Source organism: Rhodoferax sp. (assembly GCF_018063565.1).
Lineage (GTDB): Bacteria > Pseudomonadota > Gammaproteobacteria > Burkholderiales > Burkholderiaceae_C > Rhodoferax.
Genome location: NZ_JAGPBB010000100.1, coordinates 1 through 10,866, shown reverse-complemented (window position 1 = coordinate 10,866; position 10,866 = coordinate 1). Strand labels below are relative to the sequence as shown.

Sequence of the window (10,866 nt, the reverse complement as noted above, 5' to 3'; positions counted from 1 at the left end):
TAGTCGTCCTTTTGCATCTCGGCCGCCAGGTGCTGCATTTCTTCCAGGCTGGGGGTAATCAGGCCGCTCAGGCCAATGATGTCGGCATTCTCTGCCTTGGCGCGCGCCAGAATCTCGTGCGCGGGCACCATCACGCCCATGTTGACGACGTCAAAGTTGTTGCATTGCAGCACCACCGTGACGATGTTCTTGCCGATGTCGTGCACGTCGCCCTTGACGGTGGCGATGATGATCTTGCCCTTGGTCTGCACGTCGCGCCCGGCAGCTTCGTCCAAACGCTTTTCTTCTTCGATGTAGGGGATCAAGTGCGCCACCGCCTGCTTCATCACCCGCGCGCTCTTGACCACCTGCGGCAAAAACATCTTGCCCTGGCCAAACAGGTCGCCGACGATGCCCATGCCGGCCATCAGCGGGCCCTCGATCACATGCAGCGGGCGACCGCCTTTGGCCACAATGGCGCGGTAGGCCTCTTCGGTGTCATCCACGATGAAGTCAGTGATGCCGTGCACCATGGCGTGGCTCAAACGCGCTTCGACGGTCACCGGGTGCTCAGGCGTGCCGCGCCATTCGAGCTTTTTACTCTCGTCCTTGGCGCCGCTCTTGGCGGTTTCGGCAATTTCGACCAGGCGCTCACCCGCATCGGGCCGGCGGTTCAGCACCACGTCTTCGACCCGTTCGCGCAGGGTGGGCTCCAGATCGTCGTACACGCCCACCATGCCGGCGTTGACGATGCCCATGTCCATCCCCGCTTGGATCGCGTGGTAGAGGAACACGGTGTGGATCGCCTCGCGCACCGGGTCATTGCCGCGAAAACTGAAGCTCACATTGCTCACGCCCCCGCTGACCTTGGCGCCCGGCAGATTGGCCTTGATCCAGCGCGTGGCTTCGATAAAGTCCACCGCGTAGTTGTTGTGCTCTTCGATGCCGGTGGCAATGGCGAAGATGTTCGGGTCAAAAATGATGTCTTCCGGCGGAAAACCCACCTCATCGACCAGCACGCGGTAGGCGCGCTCGCAAATCTCGGTCTTGCGCGCGTAGGTGTCAGCCTGACCGGCTTCGTCAAACGCCATCACCACGGCCGCGGCACCGTAGCGGCGCAGCAGCTTGGCCTGGTGCTTGAACGCATCCACGCCTTCTTTCATGCTGATCGAGTTGACCACCGCCTTGCCTTGCACGCAGCGCAGGCCGGCTTCGATCACGCTCCATTTGCTGGAATCGATCATCACCGGAACCCTTGATATATCTGGCTCAGACGCTATCAAGTTCAAGAAGCGCACCATGGCCGCCTGGCTGTCGAGCATGGCCTCGTCCATGTTGATGTCGATGATCTGCGCACCGTTTTCCACCTGCTGGCGTGCCACGCTCAGGGCCTGGTCAAACTCGCCGTTCAGGATCATGCGGGCAAAGGCTTTGGATCCGGTCACGTTGGTGCGCTCACCCACGTTGACAAAGGTGGCGCTGGGCGCAGCGCTGTCCGTGACGGGTGTCAACCCAATCGTCAGGGGCTCCAGGCCAGACAGGCGCATCGGCGCGGGGGACAAAATTTCAGACATACAACTCACCTGTGGGTAACGGGGTCAGGTGAGCGTCGTTGGGACAATCCAAGCCTGACAAACCCGGTGGGCCTGCTGCAACGCTCCTTGGAAGCGGCCGATTTTAGCGGCAGCCAGTATCAGGGCGAGATTGCGAAGGTGCCGGACGAGGCGCAACAGTAAACTCCCAGGGCGGTCACCAGACCTGTACCGTGGCGACGTTTGCGAATTCTTCGATATGACTGGAGGTAAACATGGCTGACCCTGACGTGGCAAGACAAAACCAGCTGCGCAATATCCAAACCCGCACCGGCAAGACCATCATCGAATTGCACGAAACCCTGGCCGCCAGCGGCCTGACCAAGGTGGGGCAGCAGCGAACTTTGTTGATGGAGCAGTTCTCGCTTGGGTACGGTGATGCCAATATGGTCGCGCTGTTTTTTGGCAAGCCGCTGCCAGCGCTGGACGGTCCGGCAACGGTGACGCCGCAAGGGACGGCCAGCGACCCTTTAGTCGAAATTTATTCAGGTGCCAAGGTGAAATTACTGCCGCTGCATGGCGCGGTGCTGGACATGGTTCGGGTCATCGGAGCTTTTGAAGCATCGCCGAAGAAGAGCTACATCAGCCTGCGTCGACGCAAGCAGTTTGCGATGGTCGGCCCAGCCACCAAGGATCTCATTGAAATCGGGCTCAACGCCAAGGCACTCTCGCCAGCGGCGCGACTCAAAGTCATGCCCGCTGGTGGCATGTGCCAGTACACGGTGCGCATCGGCGCAGTCGCCGAAATCGACCAGGAACTGCAGGGGTGGTTGCGAGTGGCTTTTGATCAGGCCGGTTGAAATGCCAGTGTCATAGTGCCGATCACTTGTTGGTGCGACTTCGCCACAGGCGACTCCATCAGGCGCTGATCAGCTTCAGGTCGAACACCCGCTCCACCAGCCACACCAGCGCCACGGCCGCAATCAGCAAGGAGCCCCCAAAAAACACCACACGGCGGTAAAACCGCGTGTGGCGAAGCGCAAAAATCAGGGGCAAAAACACCATCACGATGGCCAGCTGCCCCAGTTCCACGCCCAGATTGAAACCGACCAGACTCAGCACCAATGTCTGCTGCGGCAGCCCCAGCTCGGCCAGCACGCTGGCAAAACCAAAGCCGTGAATCAGTCCAAAGCCAAACGCCGCCAGCCAGCGCCGTCGGCTCACCAGCGGGAAAATGTTGTTCAGCGCCGCCAGCACCACCGACACCGCAATGGCGGACTCCACCAGTCGCGATGGCAACTGCAACACGCCGAGTGCCGCCAGAGACAGGGTGATGGAGTGCGCCACGGTGAACGCTGTCACCACCCACAGCACCTCGTGCAGCGCCTGACCCATGCGGTCCACACCCCGCCAGCCTTGCCGGGTGCGCACCAGCACCACCGGCAACAGCAGCGACAGCAAAAACAGCACATGGTCATAGCCGATCCAGATGTGCCAGACCCCTTGCACAAAAAATTCGACAAACTGCGCCAGTCGTGACACCTCAGCGGGCGAAAAGCTTTGGCGCTGGGTGCTGGGGGCCATCACGGTGGCATGCGTCAGGCCGTCCAGGTCAAGCCGCACCAGACCCCGGTGCAGGGCGTCCACATCAAACAGCAGCCGGTAGTTCAGAGTCAGTTCGCCACGCGCGGTCGGGCATTGCCCGGCGAGTTCCAACACGGCGTAGGCGCCATCGGTGTGACTGTCCACCTGCATTTGTGTGGCCTGCAGGTTGCAGGTATCGCCACGCGTCAGGGTCAGCGTCTGCAGGGCCCACGACACCACGGCTGCCTGCTGGCTGCGCAGCTCACCCCAGGTGATGTCACCGCTGCCATCGGCGTCGAGCCCGATGGCAAAGTCGATGTCGCGCAGCGCGATGTCCCATTGACCGCTCACCTGCCCGCCTTGCACGGTCAAGCTCAGGTAGCTGTCGCTGGCCTTGTGCGCCAGTGCGGGCAGGGGCAGCAAAAGCAAAAGAAGTAGCAGCCAAAGCAGCCAAAGCAGCCTTGGCAGCAGGTTCAGCCGTACTCGTTGCCCAAGCAGGTGCCCGGTCATGGCGCACTTCCAGGTTGGGCGGGTTTGACGGATGACGCCAGGGTCCGCGCCAGTTGGCGTATCTGCGGGTCTTCAAAGCCACTGCGGTTTAACCAGTCCAGCGCGCTTTGGGCTGCCCTGGAGTCCTGGACGGCCAGCGCGGCCTCAAGCAGCACGCGGGCATCGCGCGGCTCGAGCTGCACCGCATAGTTTTCGCGCGCCAGACGCAGCGCCGTCTTTGCATCGCCGCGAAGGCGCAACTCAAACCGTGCCTCTTCCGCTCGGTGGGTGGTGTCGCCGCGCGCGCGGGCGGCGGCAAACCGGTCCGCCATCATCTGCTGGTGGCGTGCAGCCGCAGGCAGTTTCAAGGTGGTTTCAGCCTCAGCCAGGCGCAGCAACAGGCTGTCTGAGGCTTCCCAACGGGCCAGCAGCCGCACCACCTCGTCCGGTTGGTGCTGGTCGAGCAAAAAGTCGCTCCAGGCGGCCAGAAAATAAACATCGTCACGTCCCAGCTGCAGGGCATCGCGGTAGTGTTTTTGTGCCTTCTGGGGCTGCCCTTGCCATGCCGCCACCTCCGCCAGGCGGGTCAGCAGCCACAGGCGGTTGCCCTCGTCGGTACTCAGGCTCAAGGCCTGTTGCAAAGCCTGGTAACCCGCCTCGAGCTTGCCGCTGTAAGCCAGTGCCAGACCCCGACAGGCGCCAGCCAGCGTGGCCCGACCCAGGCGCTGCAAGGCATCGCACTCGGCTTGCGCGGCGACGGTATCAGCCTGAACCAGAAAAATGGCACCGCGCCAGGCGTGTGCGATGGCGTGATCCGCGTCCAGCTTCAGCGCGCTGGCAAAGTCATCCAGCCCACCGGCAAAGTCATGCCGGTACTGGCGCAGCATGCCGCGCAGTGTCAACAGCTCAGGTGTCAGCGTCTGAGTAAACCGGTTCACCACGGCCTCGGCGTAGCCAATGTAGCGCGGGTCGCCACGGGCCATCGCCAGGTCAAAGTAGCGCTGTGCCAATTCGGTCGCGGCAGCAGCGTCTGCGGGAGCCTGGGCCACTGCGGCCCGCAGTCGGGCGAGTTCGCGCGACGTGCCGTCGCCAGCACGCCCGGGCAGGGTTTCAAGCACCTCGGCGTCTGCCGCGGGCGTGCGTGGCACAGCCTGCACAGACGTGGTCGCCAGCAGAAGCGCGATACCTGACACGACTGGAATAACCCAATTCTGGTAAAAACCTGTCAACCAAAAGTGTGGCATGGGTGTTGTATATTCCGCTGCCCTCCATTTTGGGAGGTAGCATTTTTTTAAAAAACCGGAGTTTACCCATGAACAAGTTTGTATCTGCTTTGATCGCTGCGACCTTCGCAACCGTTTCCATCAGCGCCCTGGCTGCCTCGCATGGCGGTGCCATGACCGACAAGGAAAAGGCTGAAAAGATGGAAGCCTGCAAAAAGATGGATGAGAAAAAGGCCGACGACAAGATGAAGGCCGAGTGCAAAAAGCTGATGGAAAAGAAGAGCTGATTACCTAGTTCAGCATTAGCAAGAGCGGGCCTGAGGGCCCGTTTTTTTTATGTGTCCGGTGCTCCCACGCAGACACTTGCTCTCACAAGAACGCGTGTTCCACTACTGTCCGAACCAGAACAGTGGTACTTGGCCGTATACGAACTGGCGACAGTACACGTTGCGCCAAATCGTCCTCGCGGTCCTGGCGAACTGCGGGCAAGACGCTGTATAGCCAACCCGTTCGGTCGACGGTGGATCGAAAAGTCAGCCATGTGGCGACGATTTCACGACCAAGAGTACTCGGACTCGACCAACAGACGGCATAACTTTTCGCTCCCTGATGCATCGACGCCTGAACGATTTACCTACTATTTACATATTGACAGAGGAAAACTTGCTGCAAATAATCGATATGTAAACGTTTCCTTGTCCCCAAAAACCACAAAGGAAACGTTTCCACGCGACACATTTGCGGAGTTGGCATGCCAAGATCGAGCCGGACGGTAACCATCAAAGACGTAGCCGTCAAGGCCACGACTTCGATCGCTACAGTGTCTTACGTCCTGAGCAATGCCGAGCGCTATATTCGCCCAGAGCTGCGAGACCGTGTGCTTGCCGCCGCTGCCGAGATTGGCTATGTCAAGAATGCCGCTGCCAGCAGCATCAAAGGTAAACGCCGAGGCATCCTGGCCATCCTCGTCGCGCAATTTGGCAATACCTTCTTCACCCGGATGTGCGTGGAAATCGTTTCAATTGCACGCCAGGAAGGTTACGTCGTCACGCTGTGCAACAGCGACGAAGACCCTGAGCAGGAACGCATCATCCTCGAACGGCTGGTCGCCCAGCAAATTGACGGCTGCATTCTGTGCCCTGCGCTCTCACGGGAAGAAAACACACAACTGCTGCGGCATCACCGCATTCCTTATGTGATCCTCGAGCGCTCCTTTCCAGGGTCGCAGACACAGCACAACTTCGTGGGCCACGACAATTTTCAGTCGGGCTATCTGGCAACCCGCCGTTTACTTGAAGCCGGCCACCGCCGTGTTGCTTTTTCTGGCTGGGATTCGCCTATTCCCAATGTTTGTGAACGAGTGGACGGTTATCGGGCGGCCTTACGGGAGTTTGGTGTACCCAGCGAGCTTGAGCTGGTGTTGACAGACGAACTCTCCGCGCAAGCCGGGCGGCGAATGGGTGCCAGGCTGATGGAATCAGGCGTCACCGCGGCCGTGCTCGCCCATCATGAAACCGCCAAAGGAACCCTCTTGCATTTTCAGGACAAGGCGTTTCGTTGGCCCGAAGATATTTCACTGGTGATGATTGGCACGCCTGAATGGGCCGGTGTTCTGAACCCACAGCTGACCTGCATCCAGCGCCCGGAACACGACATGGCTGTGGCTTCCGCAAACCTGTTGCTCAATTCAATCAAAACACCTGATCACCCACCTGTCAGCCAGCTCTTGCCCAGCTCGATACAGGAAGGGAAGTCGGTTCTCGAAGTTTCGTAGGTCCCGTAGTTCAAATGCACTGTTCTAACCACTGGAGGTATTGAGAATGAACACTCAACGTAATTGGCGTATCCCCGCATCCATCGCACTTGGCCTGACCGCCTTCTTGCCGCAAATCAGCGGTGCGCAGGCCAACTGGCCGACACAGGACATATCCATTGTCGTGCCGTACCCGCCCGGAGGTGGCACCGATCTCACCACGCGAGCCTTGGCCGAAGAAATGGGCAAGGCACTCAAGGCGAATGTTTCTGTGCTGAACCAACCAGGCGCTGCCGGCTCCATTGGAACGCTCGCCGTGTGGAACAAACCGCACAACGGCTACACCATTGCTGCCAACGGCTTGCTGGCTTTTTCATCTTATGCGGTCATGGGTTTAAGCGAAAAAACCTACAAGGACTGGAATATCTGGGTCGCCACGTATTCACCCAACGCCATCGTGACCAAGGGAGGCGACAGTGCCAAATACAAAACAATGCCTGATTTACTGGCCGCATTGAAAGCGAAACCAGGCGAAATCACCTTTGGTACCGCCGGAGTGGGGAGTGGCGGCTACATGGGCGCAGAGGTTCTAAAGCTCGGAACCAAGTTGCCCTACAAGCACATCGCCTACCAGGGCGGGGCACCCGCCATCATTGGGGGGCTGTCCGGTGAAGTGGATGTGGTTCCTCAACTGCTGATGGAGATGGTTGACCACATCCGGGCAGGCAAGATGAACGCGCTGGCAGTTCTGATGGATCAACCCTTCAAGCTCAGCGGCGCGGCCGACATTCCGGCCGTTACGACATCGGTTCCTGACGCAAAGCCATACCTGCCGATGGGTGAATCGTTTGGCATCATGGTGCCCAAAGACACACCGGCGAACGTCGTTCAAGCCATTGATGCAGCGTTCAAAGTCGCGGTCAAGAGCGACACCGTGAAGAAATTTGCCGCAGAAAAGGGATCTGTGATTTTGGCGCTGAGTGGTGACGAAGCCCAGGCCCATGTGGCCAAACTATCGTCCATCGTTTCCTGGACCTTGTTTGATGGCGGGACGGCCAAGATTTCCCCAGAAAAATTCGGCTTCCCACGGCTGAAATGATCTGACTGCAAGCACATGAGTTGACCGCCGGTACACGATCAACAGCGCGCATCGGGTGTCGGCGGGTTCCAACAAGAAGGAGTTCGGAAGTGGAAAAACAAACCCATTTTGATTTTGTCACCAGCATTGCCCTGATGATCTTGTCACTGGCGATGATGGTCAGGAGTTACTTTATTGGCGTTGAAGTCGGTGGTGCACTTTATGCGTCTCCCGGCATGTTGCCCATGGTGTTGGCGCTCTTGTTGCTCTTGACCAGCGTCATGCTGCTGCGGCGCAGCATTCGACGCATCGGTTTTGGACAGAATGTGGCCGGCTTCCTCTCCTGGTTCGACGGCTTCAGAAAGACCCGGATGGTGCGCGAAATGATGTTGGGCGCACTGTTTCTGGCTTCGTACACCTTCATTCTGGCGCCGCGCCTACCGTTTTGGGCGTCCACCTCGATTTTCATGATTCTTGTCATGGCCATCCTGAAAGCCACTTCCTTGGTCAAGAACGTGCTGATCACAGCGCTAGTGGTCGGCTCCATCTATGGCATCTTCAAAATGATCTTTCACGTGCCACTGCCATAGTCAAGGGACTTGCGTCATGGATTTTCAATACCTGCTGGGCGTGCTGCATTTTGTTGTGCAGCCGGTCGCCCTGTTCACGATGGTGGTGTCCGTCTTTTTTGGTCTGATTGTCGGCATGCTTCCCGGGCTGACGGCCACCATGGCCGTTGCCTTGCTGACCGGGCTGACCTACAAGCTCTCGAACGAAGTCGCGATTCTTTCTTTGGTCGCCGTCTATATTGGGGCGATTTCTGGCGGATGCCAGTCTGCCATCCTGATGAACATTCCTGGCACGCCGGCGTCTGCGGCAACAGCGGTTGATGGTTTTCCTATCGGCCAGCGCGGCGAAGGCGGCTTGGGAATCTTTGTCGCGACGATGTCGTCTTGTGTCGGCACGCTGACTGGCACGCTGTGTGTGCTTTTACTTACCCCGCCACTGGCCTTGCTGGCATTGAAGTTTGGTGCCTACGAGTTTTTTCTGCTGGCCCTGTTCGGCGTCATGATCTGTGGCCAATTAACCTCGGGCAAAGACCCTTTGAAAGGCTGGATATCCGGAATTCTCGGGCTGGTTGTCTCGCAGATCGGCATGGATGGCATGAACGCCTATCCCCGGTTCACGTTTGGTGTGCTTGACCTGATGTCGGGCATCCCGTTGATTCCGGTGATGATTGGTTTGTTTGGCTTCCCGGAGATTCTCTACGGATTGGTTTCCAGCACTGCCAGGCAGCAGGTCAAGACCACGTCACTCGAAGTCACAAGAGGCTTGGGCATCATCCTGAAGAATAAACTCAACATGATTCGCTCATCGGTGATTGGTGTGATGATTGGCATTATTCCAGGCGTTGGTGAGGACGTTGCTGGCTGGCTATCTTACTGGGCAGCGAAGAAGTCGAGCAAAACGCCCGAAATGTTCGGCAAGGGCGCGTTCGAGGGGGTTGTTGCGGCAGAAGCTGGCAACAATGCCTGTGTGGGCGGCGCGCTCATTCCGGTCCTGTCGCTTGCCGTGCCGGGCAGCGCACCAGCCGCTGTATTGCTCGCCGCACTTTGGCTGCATGGCCTTCGCCCCGGCCCCTTGCTGATGAGCGAGTCGCCCGGGTTCGTGGTTGACATCAGCGTTTACATGGCCATCAGCGCGATCACCATGGTGTTTCTGGCGCTGCTGGTCTCCAAGGTCACGGTGAGAATTTTGACGGTCAAGAGCACGATTCTGATGCCCATCGTTTATGTGCTGTGCACGGTTGGTGCTTATGTCATCAGCAACAATATTTTTGACGTCTACCTGGTGTTCATTTTTGGCGTCGTTGGTCTTCTGTTGCGTGGGATGTCCTATCCGGCAGCCCCCTTCCTGCTTGGCATCATCCTTGGACCGATGGCCGACAACAGTCTGCGCCGCGCGCTGATCCTGTCGTCGGGGGATCCATCACCCTTCTTCACCCGGCCGATCAGCCTGGTTTTTGCCAGTGCGATCATCCTGATGGCACTCACCCAGCTCAATGCTTTCGGCTGGCTTCGGAAGCTGCTGGTGCATGAAGAACTAAAAGAGTAGGGGAACCTGAAAACAAAATGAACAAATACCCGAAACTGCGCTTTGGCGTGATCGGTATAGATCACCGACACATTTACGATCAGGTCACCAGCTTGCGCGCCATCGGCGCCGAATGCGCTGGCTACTGGACCCATGACGATGTTCGCACCCTGGAGGGCTTTGTCGAACGATTCCCGGATATTGCCCGGGTGCCTGAGCGACGCCAGTTGCTTGAAGATTCGAGCATTCATCTGATCCTCTCCACAGCGATTCCCTGTGATCGCGCAGCCGTGGCCATCGAGGCCATGCGCCATGGCAAGGATGTCATGGTCGACAAACCGGGTATGACAACACTGGCGCAACTTGATGACGTCCGGCGCGTTCAAGCTGAGACGGGCCGCATCTTTTCGGTCAACTTCACCGAGCGTTTTGAAGTGCGCGCCGTCACCGTGGCGACCGAACTGGTGCGCGGCGGTGCCATCGGCCGGGTGCTGCAGACCGTGGGTCTAGGCCCACACCGACTGAACCGACACCTGCGCCCGGCGTGGTTTTTTGACCCACTGGCGTACGGGGGCATCCTGACTGACATTGCGTCGCACCAGATCGACCAGTTCCTGCATTTCACGGGCGCGACCGATGCCACGATCGTCAAGTCGCGCGTGGGCAATCTTGGCCATCCAGACGACCCTGGTCTGGAAGATTTTGGCGAGATTCTGCTGGCGCAAGGTCAAACCAGTGGCTACATCCGCAACGACTGGTTCACTCCCCACGGCCTGGGTACCTGGGGCGACGGGCGTCTGACGATTCTGGGTACCGAGGGCTACATTGAACTGCGCAAGTACATCGATATATGTGGACGCGCCGGCAAGGATCATCTGTTCCTGGTCAACAACGAGGGCAGCCGATATGTCGACTGCTCCACTGCGCCCTTGCCTTACTACGCCGCGTTGAGGGATGACATCTTTGAACGCACTGAAACCGCCATGACACATGCCCACTGCTTCAAAGTGTGCGAACTGGCGCTCAAAGCCCAACAGCAGGCAGAAAGAATTGTTCCATGAGCCCGGCAAACACCATCGGATTTGGCATTGTGGGCACCGGCATGATTTCGGCCTACCATGCCAAGGCGATCAA

10 protein-coding genes and 1 riboswitch are annotated in these 10,866 nt (G+C 58.7%); of the genes, 7 read left to right on the top strand and 3 right to left on the bottom strand.

Annotation, left to right across the window (positions count from 1 at the left end):
* On the bottom strand, nucleotides 1–1,553 hold a 1,553-nt coding region (locus tag KBF66_RS16750), incomplete at its 3' end, for a dihydropteroate synthase (protein WP_296659928.1).
* Between the two features lie 23 nt (nucleotides 1,554–1,576).
* Nucleotides 1,577–1,648, bottom strand: a riboswitch (S-adenosyl-L-homocysteine riboswitch).
* Between the two features lie 138 nt (nucleotides 1,649–1,786).
* Between KBF66_RS16750 and KBF66_RS16745 the strand changes: the two genes are divergently transcribed.
* Nucleotides 1,787–2,371, top strand: coding sequence for a DUF5655 domain-containing protein (locus KBF66_RS16745; protein WP_296659922.1), 585 nt, complete (start codon nucleotides 1,787–1,789; stop codon nucleotides 2,369–2,371).
* A gap of 58 nt (nucleotides 2,372–2,429) precedes the next feature.
* On the opposite strand, the gene KBF66_RS16740 is transcribed toward KBF66_RS16745, so the two are convergent.
* Complete coding sequence (locus KBF66_RS16740; protein WP_296659918.1) at nucleotides 2,430–3,605, bottom strand: HupE/UreJ family protein; 1,176 nt, start codon at nucleotides 3,603–3,605, stop codon at nucleotides 2,430–2,432.
* Nucleotides 3,602–4,828: a hypothetical protein gene (locus KBF66_RS16735; protein ID WP_296659914.1), complete on the bottom strand. Its 1,227-nt coding sequence runs from the start codon at nucleotides 4,826–4,828 to the stop codon at nucleotides 3,602–3,604. The genes KBF66_RS16740 and KBF66_RS16735 overlap by 4 nt, the downstream gene beginning before the upstream one ends.
* Before the next feature lie 68 nt (nucleotides 4,829–4,896).
* Here KBF66_RS16735 and KBF66_RS16730 point away from each other — a divergent pair, with 68 nt between their 5' ends.
* The 6 genes from KBF66_RS16730 to KBF66_RS16705 all read left to right on the top strand — a co-directional run bounded on the left by KBF66_RS16730 (nucleotide 4,897) and on the right by KBF66_RS16705 (nucleotide 10,793).
* Entirely contained in the window at nucleotides 4,897–5,094 is a 198-nt protein-coding gene (locus KBF66_RS16730) for a hypothetical protein (RefSeq protein WP_296659911.1), read from the top strand.
* A 464-nt stretch (nucleotides 5,095–5,558) separates the two neighbouring features.
* Nucleotides 5,559–6,581, top strand: a complete 1,023-nt coding sequence (locus KBF66_RS16725; RefSeq protein WP_296659907.1) for a LacI family DNA-binding transcriptional regulator — start codon at nucleotides 5,559–5,561, stop codon at nucleotides 6,579–6,581.
* A gap of 46 nt (nucleotides 6,582–6,627) precedes the next feature.
* On the top strand, nucleotides 6,628–7,659 hold the full coding sequence (locus tag KBF66_RS16720; protein ID WP_296659903.1) for a tripartite tricarboxylate transporter substrate binding protein: 1,032 nt from the start codon (nucleotides 6,628–6,630) through the stop codon (nucleotides 7,657–7,659).
* Nucleotides 7,660–7,748: 89 nt separating this feature from the next.
* On the top strand, nucleotides 7,749–8,228 hold the full coding sequence (locus KBF66_RS16715; protein WP_296659900.1) for a tripartite tricarboxylate transporter TctB family protein: 480 nt from the start codon (nucleotides 7,749–7,751) through the stop codon (nucleotides 8,226–8,228).
* Nucleotides 8,229–8,244: 16 nt separating this feature from the next.
* Nucleotides 8,245–9,753 carry a tripartite tricarboxylate transporter permease gene (locus KBF66_RS16710; RefSeq protein ID WP_296659898.1) on the top strand — a complete coding sequence of 503 codons (1,509 nt, stop codon included), beginning with the start codon at nucleotides 8,245–8,247 and terminating at the stop codon, nucleotides 9,751–9,753.
* Nucleotides 9,754–9,770: 17 nt separating this feature from the next.
* Nucleotides 9,771–10,793: a Gfo/Idh/MocA family oxidoreductase gene (locus KBF66_RS16705; RefSeq protein ID WP_296659896.1), complete on the top strand. Its 1,023-nt coding sequence runs from the start codon at nucleotides 9,771–9,773 to the stop codon at nucleotides 10,791–10,793.
* Nucleotides 10,794–10,866 lie beyond the last annotated feature (73 nt).

Excerpts from the sequence above, each read along its gene's own strand:
- KBF66_RS16730 (WP_296659911.1), top strand. The coding sequence starts at position 4,897 with ATGAACAAGTTTGTATCTGCTTTGATCGCTGCGACCTTCGCAACCGTT.
- KBF66_RS16745 (WP_296659922.1), top strand. The coding sequence starts at position 1,787 with ATGGCTGACCCTGACGTGGCAAGACAAAACCAGCTGCGCAATATCCAA.
- KBF66_RS16710 (WP_296659898.1), top strand. The coding sequence starts at position 8,245 with ATGGATTTTCAATACCTGCTGGGCGTGCTGCATTTTGTTGTGCAGCCG.
- KBF66_RS16720 (WP_296659903.1), top strand. The coding sequence starts at position 6,628 with ATGAACACTCAACGTAATTGGCGTATCCCCGCATCCATCGCACTTGGC.
- KBF66_RS16705 (WP_296659896.1), top strand. The coding sequence starts at position 9,771 with ATGAACAAATACCCGAAACTGCGCTTTGGCGTGATCGGTATAGATCAC.
- KBF66_RS16740 (WP_296659918.1), bottom strand. The coding sequence starts at position 3,605 with ATGACCGGGCACCTGCTTGGGCAACGAGTACGGCTGAACCTGCTGCCA.
- KBF66_RS16725 (WP_296659907.1), top strand. The coding sequence starts at position 5,559 with ATGCCAAGATCGAGCCGGACGGTAACCATCAAAGACGTAGCCGTCAAG.
- KBF66_RS16735 (WP_296659914.1), bottom strand. The coding sequence starts at position 4,828 with ATGCCACACTTTTGGTTGACAGGTTTTTACCAGAATTGGGTTATTCCA.